Below are 18,791 nucleotides of genomic sequence, written 5' to 3' on the forward strand. Positions count from 1 at the left end.
ATGTGCTCATGCGATGCCGTCCGCCGTCGCTCGGGGGTGCGCGCGTTCGTAGACGCTGCGCAGCCGGGTCGTCGACACCTGGGTGTAGATCTGGGTCGTGTTCACGCTTGCGTGTCCGAGCAACTCCTGCACGACCCGCACGTCCGCACCGCCGTCGAGGAGGTGCGTGGCGAACGAATGCCTCAGTGTATGTGGCGACACGACCTCGCCGAGGCCGACCGCCTCCGCGTGTGCCTTGACGATCTTCCAGGCACCCTGCCTGGTCAACCGTCCGCCGCGCTGGTTGCACAGCAGCCAGGGACCACTCGCGTGCAGGGCCGGCCGTCCCCGCGTCACCAGCGCGTCGACCGCCCGCGCCGCCGGACGGCCGAAGGGCACGATGCGCTCCTTGCGGCCCTTGCCGAGGCACCTGACGGTGCGCAGCGTCAGGTCGACGTCGTCGACGTCGAGCGCCACGAGCTCGGAGATCCGCAGCCCCGCCGAGTACAGCAGCTCGAGCAACGCGCGGTCGCGCAGGACCGCGGGACCGTCACCCGAGGGCGCACCCAGCAGCGCCTCGATCTGCGGCATGGTCAGCGCCCGCGGCAGGTTGCGGGGCAGCCGTGGGGCGCTGAGGTAGCTCGCGGGGTCGGTCGCGGTGAGCCCCTCCGCCACCAGGAAGCGGTGGAAGCCGCGCACCGCCGCCACGGTCCGGGCGATGGACCGCGGCGCGTAGGTGGAGCCGCGCGCGTTCGGCGTCGTACGCAGCCAGGGGACCAGCCCGCGCAGCGTCGCAACGTCCACCTTCGCGACGTCGGTCACGCCGACCTGGGCGAGGAACGTCCGGTACAGGCGGAGATCGCGGCGGTACGCAGCCAGGCTGTGGTCGGACAGGCCGCGTTCGACGATGAGGTAGTCGAGGAACCGCGCCCCGTGCTGCGGCAGCTCATTGTCGACGTGGCTGCGCGGTGCCATCACGGCCGGACCCGTGGAGGCGTGGGGGCGTTCTCCTCGCACGTGACACCCGCCGGCACACCGCTCCGCATGTCTGCAGCCCTTCCGTCCGCTGCCCACCGCGTCGGTCCCGGCACGACGCCCGCCCGGCGCGCTGGTGACCCGTCACGACAGGTCAGCGGCCCGACGTGGCCGTCGGCGCGGTCCGTCGTCGGACCGCGGTGGCCCGCACCGCCGCAGTCTAGAGGTCGTCCCGGGCGTCACACCCGACGAGCAGCAGCCCGATCACGGTCTTGGCGTCGGTGACGGCCCCTGTGCGCACCAGCGCGACCGCCTCGGCCAGCGGGACGCGCAACACCTCCATGTCCGCCTCCTCGGCCTCGGCGACGAAGTCGTCGTCGGGCGTCGCGGGGCGCAGGTCGCGACCGACGAACAGCGTCGTTGCCTCGTCGGTCCATCCGGCCGAGTTCAAGAAGCGCGTCAGGCGCTCGAGCGTCCCGGCGGTCATGCCGACCTCCTCGGCGAGCTCCCGCTGCGCCGCGTCGGCCTCCGCCTCACCCTCCACGTCGAGCAGGCCGGCGGGGATCTCCAGCTCGTACCGGCCGACCGGATGCCTGTATTGCCGCACCATGACGACCTCGCCGTCGTCGGTCAGCGGGACGACCGCGACCGCGTCGGGCCGTTGCGCGACTTCGCGCGACGCCAAGCGCCCACCGGGCATGGCGACCCGATCGACCCGCAGCGTCGACATCACGCCCTCGTGGGTCACGGTGGAGTCGACCACGTCGAACCGTGTGTCCGGCGCACGCGTATCACGGTCGTCGCTCACGACGCCATCTCCTGGAACGTCGCGGGGTCGGGCAGGCGGCCGGCCTGGGCGAGCATGCGCTCGCGCGCCGCGGCCACGAAGCCGTCGAACAGCGGCTGCGGACGGTCGGGACGGGACAGGAACTCGGGGTGGAACTGGCAGCCGACGAACCACGGGTGGTCGTCCAGTTCGATCATCTCGACGAGCCGGCCGTCCGGGCTCAGCCCCGAGAAGCGCATGCCGGCCGCCTCGAGCCGAGTGCGGTAGCGGTTGTTGACCTCCCACCGGTGCCGGTGGCGCTCGTAGACCACCGGCTCGTTGTAGACGGCGGCTGCCCGCGTCCCGGGCATGACCCTGCACGGGTATGTGCCGAGCCGCATCGTACCGCCCTTCTCGACGACGCTGTGCTGGTCGGCCATCAGGTGGACGACGGGATCGGGCGTCTCGGGCTCGAACTCGCTGGAGTTGGCCTCGGGCAGGCCCACCACGTGGCGTGCGAACTCGACGACAGCGACCTGCAGGCCGAGGCAGATGCCCAGATAGGGGATGTGGCGCTGGCGGGTGAGCCGCGCAGCGGCGATCTTGCCCTCAATGCCGCGGACGCCGAACCCGCCGGGCACGAGCACACCATGCGCGCTCGCCAGCATGCGCTCGGCCGTCACGTGGTCGATGAGTTCGTCCGACGGAACCCAGCAGAGGTCGATGTCGACACCGTGGTGCACACCCGCGTGCCCGAGCGCCTCGACCACCGAGAGGTAGGCATCGGGCAGCGACGTGTACTTGCCGACCAGCGCGATGCGCACGGTGTCGTCGGGATGCATCGCCCGGGCGACCATCGCGGCCCACTCGTCCATGCGGGGCTCGACGGTAGGGTCCAGGCCGACGCGGCCGACGATGAAGTCGTCGAGGCCCTCCTCGCGCAACCGCAGCGGCACGGCGTAGATCGACTCGGCGTCGTGCGCGCTCACGACCCCCTCGAGGTCCACGTCGGACAGCATGGCGATCTTGCGCTTGAGCTCGGCCGACAGCGGCCGGTCGCTGCGGCACACGACCGCGTCGGGCTGGATGCCGATGCTGCGGAGCTCACGCACCGAGTGCTGCGCCGGCTTGGTCTTGAGCTCACCCGTCGGGCCGATGAACGGCACGAGCGCAACGTGGACGTAGCAGATGTTCTCCCGGCCGACGTCGTGGCGCAGCTGCCGGATGGCCTCGAGGAACGGCAGGCCCTCGATGTCACCCACCGTGCCACCGACCTCGGTGATCACGACGTCGGCATCGTCGGCGAGCGCGAGGATGCGGGCCTTGATCTCATCGGTGATGTGAGGGATCACCTGCACCGTCCGCCCCAGGTAGTCGCCCCGGCGCTCCTTGGCGATGACGCTCGAGTAGATCTGCCCGGTCGACACGCTCGACTCGCGGCGCAGGTTCTCGTCGACGAAGCGCTCGTAGTGACCCAGGTCGAGGTCGGTCTCGCCGCCGTCCTCGGTCACAAAGACCTCACCGTGCTCGAACGGGTTCATGGTGCCGGGGTCGACGTTGACGTACGGGTCGAGCTTCTGCAGGGTGACCCGCAGCCCGCGCGCCTTCAGCAGCCGTCCGAGGGACGCCGCCGTGATGCCCTTGCCGAGGGACGAACTGACACCGCCGGTGATGAGGATGTGCTTGGCCATGACACGCTTCCTACGGGACGGTATGGATCAACACGTCGAGGAGCGGCCACCGGGCGCACGATCCGCGCAAGCAGTGCTGCCTCTTCATACGGTAGCAGCAGGACCGGCGGCGACAAAGCACGTATGCGGGCCGCACCCGCAGAGCGTGGGCCGCGAGCACCGACGTGCGCCGACCGGCGGCCACGCGATCAACCAGGGTGGCCGCCGGCACCCCACATGTGCTCGCCAGCGGCCACGCGACGGGTGTCAGGGCGCGCGCACCGTCGCGAGCAGCTCGTCGGCGTGGCGGGCGGCGACATCGCTGTCGGCGGACCCCGACAGCATGCGGCTGAGCTCGGCGACACGCGCGTCGCGGTCGAGCTGCTCCACGTGTGAGCGTGTGCGGCCGTCCGGCGTCGATTCCTTGGTCACCAGGAAGTGCGCGTCGGCATGCGCGGCGAGCTGAGCCGAATGCGTCACGCACAGCACCTGGCGGCCCTTCGCCAGCGCGGCGAGCTTGGCACCGACGGCGCGGGCGACACCGCCGCCGATTCCGGCATCGACCTCGTCGAACACCAGGACCGGGGTGTCGTCGGCGTCGGCGAGGGCCAGCCGCAACGCCAGCGCGATGCGGCTGCGCTCACCGCCGGACGCGAAGCGTCCCAGCTCGAGCGCTGGCTCGCCGCGGTTGGCCGCGAGCAGGTAGTCCACGCGGTCAGCGCCGTCCGGCCCCGGCGGCGTCGGGCTCAGGTGGATCTCAAGGCGCGCGCCCGGCATTGCCAGCTCGTCGAGGTGTCCGCCGACCACCTCCTCGAGCCGCTTGGCCACACCGGTCCGCACCTCGCGCAGCGCGACCGCCGCCTGCTCCACCTCGTCGCCGAGGCGAGCGAGCTGCGCCTCGAGCTCCTGCTCACGCTGGTCGTCGGTGGCGAGCTCGTCGACGCGCGCCCGCGCTGCGGTCGCGTACGCGATCACCTCACGTGTGTCCACCCCGTACTTGCGCACCAGCTGCGCGATCGCCGACCGCCGGGTGCGCAGCTGGTCGAGCGCCACAGGGTCGATCTCGACGCCGTGCGCGTAGCTGCTGAGCTCCAGCCCGAGGTCCTGTGCCTCGGCGGCCACCTGCTCGAGCCGCTGGAGCAGCTCGTCGAGCACCTCGTCGACCCCGGACATGCCGCGCAGCTCGGCGACGGCCGCGCCCAGGGCGTCGCGCGCTCCCTGCTCCCCGGTCAGCAGGTCCGCCGACTGCCGTGCCGCGAGCATCAGCCCCTCGGCGTGCTCCATGCGGCGCAGCTGTGCGTCGAGCTGTGCCTCCTCGTCAGCGGCGGGGTCGACGGCGTCGATCTCATCGAGCTCGAAGCGCAGCCGGTCCTGCTCGCGCACGCGCTGACGGTGCGCGGCCTGGAGCGTCTCGAGGTCGCGGCGGGCCTGCACCCACGCGTCGTGAGCCGCGCGGTAGGTCGACAGCGCGGCGGTGGCGGGCGGTCCGCCGAAGCGGTCGAGCAGGTCACGTTGGGCGGTCGCCGTGGTCAGCCGCGTCGAGTCCTGCTGCCCGTGCATCTCGATCAGGCCGGCGGTGACCGCACGCAGGGCGGACACGGGTGCGAGATGGCCGCCGACGCGGGCGCGGCTGCGTCCGCCTCCATCGGAGGCCGCGACTTCGCGCGCGATGACGAGGTCGTCGTCGGCGCTGTCGGCCCAGTCCGCCGCGGTGTCGGGGACCGGGTGCAGGCGCGCCTCGGTGACCGCGACGTCGGCGCCCTGCCGGACCTGCGGTGCGCTGGCGCGGGCACCTTGCAGCAGCTCAAGGGCCGAGATGATGATCGTCTTGCCCGCACCGGTCTCGCCGGTGAGCACGTTCAGGCCTGGCGCGAGCCGCAGCATCACGTCCTCGATCACACCGAGATCACGCAGGTGCAATTCGTCGAGCATCGCTCTCCCCGCGTCACCGCAGCCCGAACTTCTCCCGGACGCGATCGTAGAAGTTGAACGGGTTCAGCCGTGCCATCTGCGCCGGCACGGCACCACGCGTCACGCGCACCTCACCGCCGGGTGGCACGGCCAATGACTCGCGGCCGTCCAGGCTGACAACGCAGGGATTGCGTCCCTCCGCGCCCGGCCGGATGTGGATCATCTCGGTCGGATCGACGACCATCGTCCGGTCGAACAACGTGTGGGGCGCCACCGGCGTCAGCAGCAGCGCCTCCACGAGCGGCGACAAGATTGGTCCGCCCGCGCTGAACGCGTAGGCGGTCGACCCCGTCGGACTGGCGCAGATCAGGGCGTCGGCCGGGATGCTGGTCAGGTGCGTCGCACCGATCGCGACGTCCAGCACGATGAGGCGCTCCGGTTGGCGGCGCTCGACCGACGCGTCGTTCAGCGCCCAGCTCTCGGCCACGACGGTGCCGTCGGCGTCGTGCACGGTGACCGACAGGGTCATGCGGTCCTCGACCTCGTAGCGCCCGGCGATCAACCGGTCCAGCGCCCACGGCACGTCGGGCTCCTCGCACTCGGACAGGAAGCCGAGGCGACCCAGGTTCACGCCGAGCAGCGGCACGCCGGCGTCGCGCGCCAGGTAGGCGGCGCGCAGGAACGTGCCGTCACCGCCGAACACCAGAACGACGTCGAGGTCGTCAGCGAACTCCCCCGGCGCCACGATGTCCAGCATGTCCGACGATGACCAGTCGTCGGTCTTGCAGGCGACGACCCGCAGGTCCGCCGCATGCAGGCGCGCGGCGGCGGCGATCGCGGCCGACCGTGCCGCGACCCGCCCGGGGTGCACGATCACGCCGAACGTGCGCGCGGGCCGATGGGCCTGCCGGCGCAGGCGGTCGTTGTCGCCGGGCTGGGCAGCCGACTCGCGTGAGGTCACCACGCGATGCTAACCGTTCGTCCGCGCCCGAAGCGCCGTCCCCTGCGCCAGCAGAGCGTCGCGCAACGGCGCCCAGTCGACGGGGTCGCCGTCACCCGTCCCTGGTGCGCGGTCGCCGCTCCGGCTCCTGTCCCGCAGCCAGACGAAGAACTCGATGTTGCCGGCCGGCCCCGGAAGATCCGAGACGGTCGCACCAGCGACAGTCAGGTCGAGGTTGGCGGCGGCGTCGCGCACCGCGTCGAGCGCACGGCCCCACGCGTCCGGGTCCTGCACGACCCCGCCGCGGCCCACATGGTCCCTGCCGACCTCGAACTGTGGCTTGGCCAGGCAACACCAGTCGACTCCAGCACCCAGCAGGGTCCGCAGTGGTGGTAGCGCCGTCCGCAGCGAGATGAACGACAGGTCGGCGACCACAAGATCGGGCTGGGACCCGGCGAGGTGGTCCACGGTGAGATCGCGCACGTGCGTCCGCTCGACGACCACGACACGCTCGTCCGTGCGCAGCCGCCAGGCGAGCTGTCCGTAGCCGACGTCCACCGCGACGACGCGCGCTGCGCCGCGGGCCAGCAGTACGTCGGTGAACCCGCCCGTCGACGCTCCGACGTCCAGGCATTCGCGGCCGGTGACCGCCAGGTCGAAGCGGTCGAGCGCCCCGTCGAGCTTGTCCCCGCCACGTGACACCCATCTGCGGGCCGGGCCGGTCACCACGATCTGCTGGTGCGTCGACACCTGTGTCGCCGGCTTGCGTCCGGGCGCGCCGTCGACCGTCACGAGGCCGGCGGCGATGACCTCCTGCGCGGCCTGCCGGCTGGCGACCAGTCCCCTGCGCACCAGCTCGCGGTCGAGGCGCACCCGCCCGCGAGGACGCCTCACCGCGCGCCCTGTCTCCTGCCGCGAGACCGCTTCGTGCTCACCGCGACGCGTCGTCGGGAGCGCGGTTCCGGCGCAGCAGTTCGTCGAGCTCCGCCGTCAACGATTCGTGGACGAATTCCAGCGTCTCGGCCTGCTCTTCGGACGACTGCTCCGCGATGCCGTCGAGACGCGCGCGGCACGCCGCCAACCGGTCCACGCTCACGGCGCACCACCCCCCTGCCCGACGTCACGGGCATCCAGCTCGGCGCGCAGCGCGTCGACCTGCCGCCGAAGCGCCTCGAGCTCCTCGGACGTGACGAAGCCCGCCCGCTCGATCGTCCGCTCGACCTCGCCGCGCACGAGCCTGGCAAGCGCACCGCTGCCCTCGACTGACCGCGCGATGATCTCCTCGACGACGCGCTCCGCGTGCTCCGCGGCGACCTCGCCCTGACGTACGAACTGCGCGAGCGCACGCTCGGTGACGCCGAGCGTGGTTCGGGTGAGGTCCGATGCCAGCTCGGCATAGCGACCGAGGCCGTCGGCCGGCCGGCCGTGGGGCTGCTGGTCCTTCTCCATGGTCATGGGACGTCCTCGGTCGTCACCTCGGCACCGGCTGGATGCACATCGTGCCATCAGCCACGGTATCCGCCCGTGCGCCGGGCGACGCGCTCCGCGGCGCGCGCGTACGCCGGTCGTGGCGTCAGCGCGTTCGCGAGCTTGAAGTGCTTCGCCGCCAGGGTCAGCCGGCCCTGCCGCTCCAGCGCCCGCCCGAGGCCGTAGTGCGCATAGGCGTTGCTGGGATCCAGCACCAGCGCGCGTTCGAACTCGCTGCGCGCGCGGCGGATCCGCGAGGTCGCAAAGCACGCCCGGGCCAGCGCCTCACGTAGCGACGCCGAGTCCGGCTCCCGCTCCACCGCCTGCTCCAGCGGGGCGATCGCGCCCGCCGGGTTCCCGTCGGCGAGCAGCCGGCAGCCCTCGCGGTACAGGTCGTACACCGCCGGGACGGCGTCGGCCGGCTGCTCGCTCATCGGTGCTGTCCCTTCCGATCGACGATCCTCTCCAGTATGGCGGGTACGGCGGGGCGACGTGTCAGCGCAGTGGTCACCGCGGGGACGACCACCGACCACATACGATGGGCCGACCATGACCGTGAGCCCACCCCTGCCCCCTCCAGGGGACGATGCGCCGGTGCTGGTCGACGACGGCTGGCGCTGCACGGCGGGTGTGGACGGCACCGCGATCGCCTGGCGCCGCGACGGACCGGCCACCCACGCGGCGGGCACGCCGGTCGTGCTGTGCAACGGCATCGCGTGCTCGACCCACTACTGGACGGCGATGACGGCGCATCTCGCGGCCGATCGTCCGGTCGTGCAGTGGGACTACCGCGGACACGGTCGCAGCGACGCACCGGCCCGGCCGGACGCGACGACCGTCGGCCACCTCGCGGAGGACCTCGCGGCGGTGCTGCGGGCCGCCGGCGCCGAGCCCGCCGTGCTCGTGGGGCACTCGTTCGGCGTGCAGGTCGTGCTCGAGGCGGCACGTCGTCTGCCACGGTCGACCGTCGCCGCGGTCGTCGCCGTCGCCGGCGCGGCGGGTGCACCGCTGCCGCGCGGCGCGACCCGGCCGTGGATCGGGCCGCTGGAGCTGATGGCGCGCGCACACGACCGCCGTCCCGACCGGGCGGGCGACGCGTGGCGCACCTGGTGGCGCAGCCCCGTGCCCCACATGCTGGCACGTGCGATCGGCGGCACCAGCGCCGCAGCGCCACGGGCGGTCATGGCGTCGTACTACGAGCACGTGTCCACCCGCGACGTCGGCGTCCTGCTGGCCATGCTCCGCGCCATGCAGCACCACGATGCCGCCGACGTCGTTCCGTCCCTGGAGGTGCCGCTGCTCGCGCTGGCCGGCGACGCCGACCGGTTGACACCACTGCCCGTCATGGCGAGCCTGGCCCTTGCGGCCCCGGACGGCGAGCTCGCGGTCTGCCACGGCGGGACGCACACGTTGCCCGCGGAGCGACCGGACTGGGTGGTGGCGCAGGTGGGACAGTTGCTCAAGCGGATCGACACCGGACGCCGACCGCACCTGCCGGTCGCGACACCGGCATGAGGGACCCCGTGGAGACCCACGACACCGGCCACACCGAGACGGTCTGGCTGACACCGCGCCGCCTGGCCAACCTGGTCCTCGTCCTGGTCATCGCATTCGCGACACTGACCGTCATCCGGGCACTGCGGACGGTGCTGGTCATGGTCGCGGTGTCGCTGTTCCTGTCCTTCGCGATGGAACCGGCCGTCCAGTGGCTGTCGCGGCGCGGGATGCGCCGCGTGTTCGCCACCTCCGTCGTGTTCGTGTTCGGCCTTCTCACCCTCGTCGGGACGTTCGCGCTGATGCTGCCGCTGTTCATCACCCAGCTGACGGAACTGGCGGCCAACGTGCCCGACATGCTCAACCGGATCGACGCCGACCTCGTGTCACGCCTGCCGCTGGGCATCGACCTGAACGCCAGCCCTGACCTGCGACGCGAGCTGCTGGCCTTCGGCGACGGCCTGACCACGCAGTTCCGCAACGTGCTGCTCGGTGCCGCCAGCGAGGTCGTCAGCCTCGGGCGCACGGCGGTCGGGCTGCTGTTCCAGCTGGCCACGATCGGCCTGCTCACCTTCTACCTTGTCGCCGACGGGCCACGCTTTCGGCGCGCGCTTGCGGTGCCGCTGCCCCCCGACCGCCAGCGCGAGATGTTCGCGATCTGGGAGATCGCGGTCGCCAAGACCGGCGGCTACATCTACTCGCGCATCCTCCTGGCGGTCGCCGCGGCTGTCGTGCACGCCACCTTCTTCTTCGTGATCGACCTGCCCAGCCCGATCCCGTTGGCGGTGTGGATCGGCGTGACCAGCGCATTCGTGCCGGTGATCGGCACCTACCTCGGTGCGCTCGCCGCGGTCCTCGTTGCGTTCGTCAATGACCCGATCGACGCCCTGTTCGTGGCGGTCTTCGCGGTCGCCTACCAGCAGATCGAGAACTACGTCGTCGCGCCGCGGATCCAGAGCACCACGATGAACGTCCACCCCGCGATTGCCTTTCTCTCCGTCGTCATCGGTGGCACCCTGCTCGGTGCGGTCGGCGCCCTGCTCGCGCTGCCAGCGACGGCCGTCATCCAGGCGCTGCTGTCGACGTACGTCCGGCGCCACGAGCTCATCGACGAGCTGCGCGACGTGCCGCTCCCGTCGGACCTCGAGCCCGACCCGTGGGCACCCGACGACTCCATGCACCCCGGTCACGGGCATGCGGGCCGGAGGCCGGGGGGCACGAGCGACGAGGAGGTCGTGGCATGACCGACGACGTCGAGGAGCTGCCCGGAGGGATCCTGCAGCTCGACACCTGGACGGCCGGCGTGTCGAAGGTGACCGCGGGCTTCCTGATCCAGGCGCCCCGGCCGGCCCTGATCGAGTGTGGACCGTCGCTCACCGTCGACCGCGTGATCGACACGCTCGCCCGGGTGGGTCTGGATCCCGACGACCTCGCACACCTGGTCGTGAGCCACATCCACCTCGACCACGCCGGCGGCGCCGGCGACGTCGCGCACGCGTTCGACTCAGCCACGATCGTCGTCAGCAGCATCGGTGCTCCACACCTCGTCGACCCGAGCCGCCTCAACACCAGCTCCCGACGGGTCTACGGCGACCTGATGGACGTCGTGTACGGCGAGTGCACACCGATCGCAGCCGACCGCATCGTGGGGATCGGTGAGCGCTCGCAGCTCGATCTCGGCGGTGGGCGCGTGCTCGACCTGTTCGCGACACCGGGACACGCCAAGCACCACATCAGCGCCCTGGACAGTGACACGGGGGCGCTGTTCGTCGGTGACTCCGTCGGTGTCAGGACGCCCGACACCGGTCCGCTGCGGCCAGCCACGCCACCACCGGACTTCGACCTCGAGCAGGCGCAGGCGACGTTGCAGCGGTACCGGGACCTCGACCCGCAGCGCGTCTACCTCGCCCACTACGGGGCGATCGATCCTCCCCAGGACAGCCTCGCCGACGCCAGCGAGCGGCTGGCCGCCTGGGCGGCGGTCGCACGTGACGCGGTGGCCGAGCACGACGAGCTCGACCACGTCGCCGACACGCTGGCGAGGCGGTTCGCCGCCGACATCGTCCTGCCTCGCGACGACCGGGAGGCAGAGCAGCGGGTGAAGCTCCTGGGAGGGTTCCGCTTGAACGCGATGGGGCTGCTGCGCTACTGGCGCACGCGCTTCGAGGCCGAGTCCGCCACGGAGTGACCGTCATCGACGTCCGCCGCCGCCAGGCGCTCGGACACGTCGAGGAACTCCGGATCCACCGTAGCGATGGCCTGCAGGTAGCTCGTCGCGGCGTCGGGATCACCGCGCTGCTCCTCCAGGTCGGCCGCGAGGTACCACAGCCGCAGGTGGTAGGGCTCGACCCTCCGGGGCTCCAGATCGATGCGGTGCAGCGCGGCCAGCGCCGCATCGGGGTCCCCGCCGTCGGCACGGGCACCAGCGACGACCAGCAGCCCCTCGGCGACGCGGTCGGGGGACACGTCTGCGGCGATCATCTCGTCGACGAGGTCCTCGGCCTTCTCCGGCTGGCCGTTCGCCCGCGCGCAGTCCGCGAGCAGGTGGTTCTGGTCCTGACGGTCCGACATGCGCCGATAGGCCGCCAGCTCGCGGGCGGCCTCCTTGAACTGCCCATCGAGGTACAGCGCGATGCCGAGCGACTCCCGCACGACCGTACTGCGCGACGCCCGACCCTTCGCGTCGGTCAACACGCTGATCGCGCGGGTCAGGTCGCCGTCGGCCAGCGCCTCGCTGGCCTCGGTGAATGCGACCGCGACCTTGTCGAGCTGGGCGCCACTGGCGGCCTTCAGATCACGATAGACAGGAGGCGCCAGACCCGGCCGCGTCCGTTCGGGCTGTCTGGGTGGGGGCATGCTGCATCACCTCGTGGCATGCGCTGATGTGCTGTCGTAAGGGCCACATACGACGGGCGCACGACGTCGGAACGCGCAACGCCGCCCGACGATCGGGCGGCGTTGCAATGGTACGAATTGGTCCGCAGCGACCTACTCTCCCACACAGTTGCCCGTGCAGTACCATCGGCGCTGGAGGGCTTAACTTCCGGGTTCGGAATGGATCCGGGTGTACCCCCTCCGCTGTGACCGCGGACCAGATCTCTATGCACTTCGTGTTCACGCAGCCGGTCCCACGCTGCCTCGTGGGCCCAGGCTCCGTGACCGTCCCGGCCTCGGAACTTCATAGCGAGCGCGAGCATCTTGAGTGGCAAGTCCTCGGCCTATTAGTACCGGTCAGCTGAAGCCATTGCTGGCCTTACACGTCCGGCCTATCAACCCTGTGTTCTACAGGGGGCCTTACCTGATTGATCAGTGGGAGACCTCATCTCGAAGCATGCTTCGCGCTTAGATGCTTTCAGCGCTTATCATTTCCGTACGTAGCCAACCGGCCATGCCCTTGGCAGGACAACCGGCACACTAGAGGTACGTCCACCCCGGTCCTCTCGTACTAGGGGCAGCCCTTCTCAAGTCTCCTGCGCGCGCAGCGGATAGGGACCGAACTGTCTCACGACGTTCTAAACCCAGCTCGCGTACCGCTTTAATGGGCGAACAGCCCAACCCTTGGGACGTACTCCCGCCCCAGGATGCGATGAGCCGACATCGAGGTGCCAATCCTTCCCGTCGATATGGACTCTTGGGGAAGATAAGCCTGTTATCCCCGGGGTACCTTTTAGCCGTTGAACGACGGCGCACCCACTTGCCACCGTCGGTTCACTAGGTCCTGCTTTCGCATCTGCTCGACCTGTCAGTCTCGCAGTTAAGCTCCCTTGTACCCTTACACTCTATGGCTGATTGCCAACCAGCCTGAGGGAACCTTTGAGCGCCTCCGTTACCTTTTAGGAGGCAACCGCCCCAGTTAAACTGCCCGTCAGACGCTGTCCCTGATCCGGATAACGGACCGAGGTTAGAAACCCAGTAGTACCAGGGTGGTATTCCAAGGGCGACTCCACCCGGACTGGCGTCCGGGCTTCGAAGTCTCCCACCTATCCTACACAAGCACTACCAGATCCCAACATCAAACTGCAGTAAAGGTCCCGGGGTCTTTCCGTCCTGCTGCGCGTAATGAGCATCTTTACTCATATTGCAATTTCGCCGAGTCCCTGGTCGAGACAGCGCCCAAGTCGTTACGCCATTCGTGCAGGTCGGAACTTACCCGACAAGGAATTTCGCTCTAGTCATCTCCATGTCGCCATGAAGCTAGGACCATATCTTCAACTCGTTGTCGGACGAGTTGGTTGGCGTATGGCCTCTGAGGATTCCAGGGAAACGAGACCGCTGTCGCCGATTCATCTGCTCCGTCAGAGCAGCGATTCGACTGAGACCGTCGATCGTCAGATGCGCTGCGTCCTGCATCTGCAGAACCACGCTGAATCTGTCGAAGTCCGATCGCTTTCCGGCGACCAGTGGGTGCTCTTCGAAGAACGGCTCGATGACATCGATCAGCTCACGTCGGCGCTTCACAAAGAAGCGTCACATCCGTGTCCGATGATCGTCATCGCGACGGTATCAGGATCAGTCGTCCGACGCCGAAGTGCTCCACGAGGAGCTCCAGCGGCCGACAGTGATGGCTCAGCCTGTGTCACCGAACACTCATGCTGGACCTGCCAGCCGAGTCGGCACACGGCGTTGCGCACCACGCTGATCGAGAACGGCCTTCGCCGTCGACGAAGCCGACGACCCACTGCTCGAGTCCTGGTCTTTCCTGCTGATTGTCCGCACCACGCGGGTTGTCACTTGCCATGTCGCACGGATTGTGCCTGACGGCACGTCACGTGTCGATCGACATGACCGAGTACCTGTGGATACACGGAGTTTCCAGCATATAGCCAACTGCACTCGCCACCTCACGGTGACGAGGGGCAGACTCTGCTGCACACAGAGTGGTCTACCTTAGGACGGTTATAGTTACCGCCGCCGTTTACTGGCGCTTAGTTTCGGGGCTTCGCCGAAAGGCTAACCCCTCCACGTAACGTTCCAGCACCGGGCAGGCGTCAGTGCATATACCTCGTCTTTCGACTTCGCATGCACCTGTGTTTTTAGTAAACAGTCGCTTGGGCCTGGTCACTGCGGCCCCCTGCGGCTTCGGACGCGAAGTCCTACACCGCGAAGGGCACCCCTTCTCCCGAAGTTACGGGGCCAATTTGCCGAGTTCCTTAACCAGGGTTCGCTCGATCGCCTCGGTATTCTCTACCTGTCCACCTGAGTCGGTTTGGGGTACGGGCGGCTCCAATCCTCGCTAGAGGCTTTTCTAGGCAGCATGGGATTTGGCACTTCCACTATCCGTGTCGGTGTCGTATCTCAGTCTCGTGTGGCCCGGATTTACCTGGTCCACGACCTACATACTTACCCCCGGGCTACCATCGCCGGGGATGCCATACCCTTCTGCGTCACCCCATCGCTGACCTACTACCAGCCGGGTCGGTAGCCCCCGAAGGGGTTTCCTTAGCAGACTGGGCTCGGTCTTTGGCGGCTTGGAACCGGTACAGGAATATCAACCTGTTATCCATCGACTACGCCTCTCGGCCTCGCCTTAGGTCCCGACTTACCCTGGGCGGATGAACCTTCCCCAGGAACCCTTGGACATTCGGCGGAGGGGGTCCTCCCCCCTCTTTCGCTACTCATGCCGGCATTCTCACTTCACACGCGTCCACGGCTGGGTCACCCCGCCGCTTCGCTCGCGCATCAACGCTCCCCTACCCCTCGTGCCCGCTTTCGCGTCTGTGGCACGAAGCCGTAGCTTCGGTACATGGCTTAGCCCCGTTACATTATCGGCGCGGGACTTCTTGACCAGTGAGCTATTACGCACTCTTTCAAGGATGGCTGCTTCTAAGCCAACCTCCTGGTTGTCTGGGACGTCCCACATCCTTTGCCACTTAGCCATGATTTAGGGACCTTAGCTGACGATCTGGGCTGTTTCCCTCTCGACCATGGAGCTTATCCCCCACAGTCTCACTGCCGTGCTGTGACGTATCGGCATTCGGAGTTTGTCTGAAGTTAGTAAGCTTGTAGGCCCCTGCGTCCAAACAGTGCTCTACCTCCGATACGGAACGCACAACGCTGCACCTAAATGCATTTCGGGGAGAACCAGCTATCACGAAGTTTGATTGGCCTTTCACCCCTATCCACAGGTCATCCCCCCAGTTTTCAACCTAGGTGGGTTCGGCCCTCCACACGGTCTTACCCGTGCTTCAGCCTGCCCATGGATAGATCACTTCGCTTCGGGTCTAGGACCAGCAACTCGACGCCCAGTTAAGACTCGCTTTCGCTGCGGCTACCCGTCATTCGGTTAACCTTGCTACTGATCGCTAACTCGCCGGCTCATTCTTCAAAAGGCACGCTGTCACCCGGCCCGAAGGCCGAGCTCCAACTGTTTGTAGGCACGCGGTTTCAGGTACTGTTTCACTCCCCTCCCGGGGTACTTTTCATCTTTCCCTCACGGTACTTGTCCGCTATCGGTCGCTGGAGAGTGTTTAGCCTTATGGGGTGGTCCCCACGGATTCGTACGGACTTTCACGGGTTCCGCACTACTCGGGAGCACTGACGGGAGGTTCGACGGATTTCGCCTACAGGACTTTTACCTTCTGTGGATCACCTTTCCAGATGATTCGGCTATCCGCGAGCTTTGTAACTCCCTGGAAGATCAGCAGCTCTTCCAGTCAGGTCCCACGACACCCCAATGGCAACGCCTGCTGGCTATTACACCATTGAGGTTTAGGCTCTACCCCGTTCGCTCGCCACTACTGGGGGCATCACTGTTGTTTTCTCTTCCTCAGGGTACTTAGATGTTTCAATTCCCCTGGTTCCCCCTACCACCGTATGTGTTCGGGTGGCAGTGACACGGCATGACCCGTGCCAGGTTTTCCTATTCGGACATCCTCGGATCTGTGCTTGCTTGGCAGCTCCCCGAGGCTTATCGCAGCCTGCAACGTCCTTCATCGGCTTCCAGCGCCTAGACATCCACCGGGTGCCCTTTGCAACTTGCCGAGACGATGCTCGCGCTCGCTATGAAGTTCTCAAGGTCCGTGGCCGGTGCTCCGGGTGTCCGCTTGCCGATCGGGAGCTGGTCCCTGCCGGCAGTTCAGCATTGGAGCCCGTTACGTGCCACTGCCCGCCCGCGGTGCAGGCGGGCAGCTCACGTGTAGAAGGCGCGTACCGCGACCTTCAAAGCTGCACAGTGTGTCCGACTCGAGCTCGACGCGCGTTGCTGGTCGTAATCACCGCGGACGGCGATCCCCCCAGCGCGACGCGGGAGCGTGATGGTCGACTAGCCAGTGATCCACGGAGCTGGACGGCCCGTGATGGCCGCCATTTCGGCTCCTTAGAAAGGAGGTGATCCAGCCGCACCTTCCGGTACGGCTACCTTGTTACGACTTCGTCCCAATCGCCGGCTCCACCTTCGACGGCTCCCTCCCTTGCGGGTTGGGCCACCGGCTTCGGGTGTTTCCGACTTTCATGACGTGACGGGCGGTGTGTACAAGGCCCGGGAACGTATTCACCGCGGCGTTGCTGATCCGCGATTACTAGCGACTCCGCCTTCATGGAGTCGAGTTGCAGACTCCAATCCGAACTGAGACTGGCTTTATGAGATTCGCTCACCCTCGCGGGATTGCAGCCCTCTGTACCAGCCATTGTAGCATGTGTGCAGCCCAAGACGTAAGGGGCATGATGATTTGACGTCATCCCCACCTTCCTCCGGTTTGACACCGGCAGTCTCCCTAGAGTGCCCGGCTTTACCCGCTGGTAACTAGGGACGAGGGTTGCGCTCGTTGCGGGACTTAACCCAACATCTCACGACACGAGCTGACGACAGCCATGCAGCACCTGTGCATGAGTCCCGAAGGAGGCCCGGTGTTTCCACCGGCTTTCCCATGCATGTCAAGCCCAGGTAAGGTTCTTCGCGTTGCTTCGAATTAAACCACATGCTCCACCGCTTGTGCGGGCCCCCGTCAATTCCTTTGAGTTTCAGCCTTGCGGCCGTACTCCCCAGGCGGGAGACTTAACGCGTTAGCTCCGACACCGAAGGGGTCGATCCCCCCGGCATCTAGTCTCCATCGTTTACGGCGTGGACTACCAGGGTATCTAATCCTGTTCGCTCCCCACGCTTTCGCACCTCAGCGTCAGATCAGGCCCAGCCAGCCGCCTTCGCCTCCGGTGTTCTTCCGGATCTCTACGCATTCCACCGCTACACCCGGAATTCCGCTGGCCTCTGCCTGTCTCCAGCTCCCCAGTATCCCCGGCATGCTCAGGGTTGAGCCCCGGCCTTTCACCAAGAGACTTAAGGAGCCGCCTACGCGCGCTTTACGCCCAATAATTCCGAACAACGCTCGCACCCTCCGTATTACCGCGGCTGCTGGCACGGAGTTAGCCGGTGCTTCCTCTGAGGGTACCGTCCCTCCCCTAAGGGCATTTCCTCCCAGGGGCCTTCGTCCCCTCTGACAGCGGTTTACACTCCGAAAAGCGTCCTCCCGCACGCGGCGTCGCTGCGTCAGCCTTTCGGCCATTGCGCAAGATTCCCCACTGCTGCCTCCCGTAGGAGTCTGGGCCGTATCTCAGTCCCAATGTGGGGGGCCATCCTCTCAGACCCCCTACGCGTCGTCGCCCTGGTAGGCCATTACCCCACCAGCTAGCTGATACGCCGCGAGCCCCTCTGAAGTCAGAGCCCGAAAGCTCCTTTCCTCACCCGGCCATACGACCCGATGAGCGCATGCGGTATTAGCCCCGGTTTCCCGAGGTTATCCCCCAACTCCAGGCAGGTTGCTCACGTGTTACGCACCCGTTCGCCACTGACAACCCGAAGGCTGCCCGTTCGACTTGCATGTGTTAAGCGCGCCGCCAGCGTTCGTCCTGAGCCAGGATCAAACTCTCCAATAAAACCACCAGAAAGCTCAAACAGCTCACCAACGAAGCTAGTTACAACTTCGTTCAGAATTCGACCTTTGATTGCCCGCTCCACACGGCGCTTCCACGCCGCGGGCGACAGGGAGAAGGTGCACTCCCCGCCGAGGCATCACGAACACTCTACCCGGATTATCAAACAACGAGCCGACCGCGTCCTGCCGGCCGGCAAGAAGAGAAAACTACGCCGAATGCCGCCTGTCGTCAACCCCGCTCAGGGCCGCTCCGGACGGGACCAGGCTGGGTCCCGCGACGACCTACTCGTCGTCGTCTTCCTCCCAGTCGTCGCCATCCTCCCAGTCGTCGTCCTCCTCCTCCCAGTCCTCGTCATCATCCTCATCCCAGTCGTCGTCCTCTTCCTCCTCCTCTTCCTCCCAGTCGTCACTACCCTCGTCCCACTCTTCCCCGTCCTCCGGCTCGTCGAAGCGCCCCTCGAAGCCAAGAAGCTCCAGATCCTCGCCGAACGCCGGCACAGCCATCACATCCGCCATTCCAGATTCTCCTGTGAGACGTGAGCGGGTTTCGCAGGGCCGAAATTGCACAAAAGCCCTGTTCCCAGGCGGGTACGCGGCAAAGTACACAGGGGGATAGGGCTGTCAAGGGGGAGAAGATAGGAGATTGGAGGTAGGAGAGAGGAGGTAGGACGGCCCACGAATCTCACAGGCGCGGCGCGGTGCCCGCGGCTGAGACTCCTATG

14 protein-coding genes and 3 rRNA genes are annotated in these 18,791 nt (G+C 67.5%); 3 read left to right on the forward strand and 14 right to left on the reverse strand.

The genetic code is table 11. The annotated features are described in order from the left end of the window. Window positions 1-6: 6 nt before the first annotated feature. From xerD to VK923_03410, 9 genes are all read right to left on the reverse strand, one after another. Window positions 7-954: a site-specific tyrosine recombinase XerD gene (gene xerD, locus VK923_03370; GenBank protein ID HSJ43707.1), complete on the reverse strand. Its 948-nt coding sequence runs from the start codon at window positions 952-954 to the stop codon at window positions 7-9. Between the two features lie 220 nt (window positions 955-1,174). After that, window positions 1,175-1,762, reverse strand: a complete 588-nt coding sequence (locus VK923_03375; protein ID HSJ43708.1) for an NUDIX hydrolase — start codon at window positions 1,760-1,762, stop codon at window positions 1,175-1,177. Next, window positions 1,759-3,411 (reverse strand): CTP synthase, encoded by a 1,653-nt coding sequence (locus VK923_03380; GenBank protein HSJ43709.1) that lies wholly within the window; start codon window positions 3,409-3,411, stop codon window positions 1,759-1,761. Before VK923_03380 ends, VK923_03375 begins: the two co-directional genes overlap by 4 nt. A 246-nt stretch (window positions 3,412-3,657) precedes the next feature. Beyond that, window positions 3,658-5,322, reverse strand: a complete 1,665-nt coding sequence (gene recN / locus VK923_03385; protein ID HSJ43710.1) for a DNA repair protein RecN — start codon at window positions 5,320-5,322, stop codon at window positions 3,658-3,660. A gap of 13 nt (window positions 5,323-5,335) precedes the next feature. Next, window positions 5,336-6,262 (reverse strand): NAD(+)/NADH kinase, encoded by a 927-nt coding sequence (locus VK923_03390; GenBank protein HSJ43711.1) that lies wholly within the window; start codon window positions 6,260-6,262, stop codon window positions 5,336-5,338. Window positions 6,263-6,271: 9 nt separating this feature from the next. After that, on the reverse strand, window positions 6,272-7,135 hold the full coding sequence (locus tag VK923_03395) for a TlyA family RNA methyltransferase (protein HSJ43712.1): 864 nt from the start codon (window positions 7,133-7,135) through the stop codon (window positions 6,272-6,274). A gap of 37 nt (window positions 7,136-7,172) precedes the next feature. Beyond that, window positions 7,173-7,337, reverse strand: a complete 165-nt coding sequence (locus VK923_03400) for a hypothetical protein (GenBank protein HSJ43713.1) — start codon at window positions 7,335-7,337, stop codon at window positions 7,173-7,175. Next, window positions 7,334-7,696, reverse strand: coding sequence for a phasin family protein (locus VK923_03405; protein ID HSJ43714.1), 363 nt, complete (start codon window positions 7,694-7,696; stop codon window positions 7,334-7,336). The genes VK923_03400 and VK923_03405 overlap by 4 nt, the downstream gene beginning before the upstream one ends. Before the next feature lie 50 nt (window positions 7,697-7,746). Then, on the reverse strand, window positions 7,747-8,142 hold the full coding sequence (locus VK923_03410) for a tetratricopeptide repeat protein (protein HSJ43715.1): 396 nt from the start codon (window positions 8,140-8,142) through the stop codon (window positions 7,747-7,749). A 115-nt stretch (window positions 8,143-8,257) separates the two neighbouring features. Here VK923_03410 and VK923_03415 point away from each other — a divergent pair, with 115 nt between their 5' ends. The 3 genes from VK923_03415 to VK923_03425 are packed head-to-tail and all read left to right on the forward strand — an operon-like array spanning window position 8,258 to window position 11,390. Further along, the gene (locus VK923_03415) at window positions 8,258-9,223 is read left to right on the forward strand and encodes an alpha/beta hydrolase (GenBank protein ID HSJ43716.1); all 966 of its coding nucleotides are present in this window, start codon (window positions 8,258-8,260) and stop codon (window positions 9,221-9,223) included. After that, window positions 9,220-10,446, forward strand: a complete 1,227-nt coding sequence (locus VK923_03420; GenBank protein HSJ43717.1) for an AI-2E family transporter — start codon at window positions 9,220-9,222, stop codon at window positions 10,444-10,446. The genes VK923_03415 and VK923_03420 overlap by 4 nt, the downstream gene beginning before the upstream one ends. Beyond that, window positions 10,443-11,390 carry an MBL fold metallo-hydrolase gene (locus tag VK923_03425; protein HSJ43718.1) on the forward strand — a complete coding sequence of 316 codons (948 nt, stop codon included), beginning with the start codon at window positions 10,443-10,445 and terminating at the stop codon, window positions 11,388-11,390. Before VK923_03420 ends, VK923_03425 begins: the two co-directional genes overlap by 4 nt. Here VK923_03425 and VK923_03430 read toward each other — a convergent pair. From VK923_03430 to VK923_03450, 5 genes are all read right to left on the reverse strand, one after another. Next, entirely contained in the window at window positions 11,348-12,058 is a 711-nt protein-coding gene (locus VK923_03430; GenBank protein ID HSJ43719.1) for a tetratricopeptide repeat protein, read from the reverse strand. The genes VK923_03425 and VK923_03430 overlap by 43 nt on opposite strands. Before the next feature lie 119 nt (window positions 12,059-12,177). Beyond that, window positions 12,178-12,294 (reverse strand): 5S ribosomal RNA (gene rrf, locus VK923_03435). A gap of 109 nt (window positions 12,295-12,403) precedes the next feature. Further along, window positions 12,404-16,183: ribosomal RNA gene (locus VK923_03440) — 23S ribosomal RNA — on the reverse strand. A gap of 338 nt (window positions 16,184-16,521) precedes the next feature. Then, window positions 16,522-18,070: ribosomal RNA gene (locus tag VK923_03445) — 16S ribosomal RNA — on the reverse strand. The 16S, 23S and 5S rRNA genes sit together here, the layout of an rRNA operon. Before the next feature lie 281 nt (window positions 18,071-18,351). Further along, the gene (locus VK923_03450; GenBank protein HSJ43720.1) at window positions 18,352-18,585 is read right to left on the reverse strand and encodes a hypothetical protein; all 234 of its coding nucleotides are present in this window, start codon (window positions 18,583-18,585) and stop codon (window positions 18,352-18,354) included. Window positions 18,586-18,791 lie beyond the last annotated feature (206 nt).

It is taken from the genome of Euzebyales bacterium (genome assembly GCA_035461305.1).
In the GTDB taxonomy this organism is placed as follows: Bacteria; Actinomycetota; Nitriliruptoria; order Euzebyales; family JAHELV01; genus JAHELV01.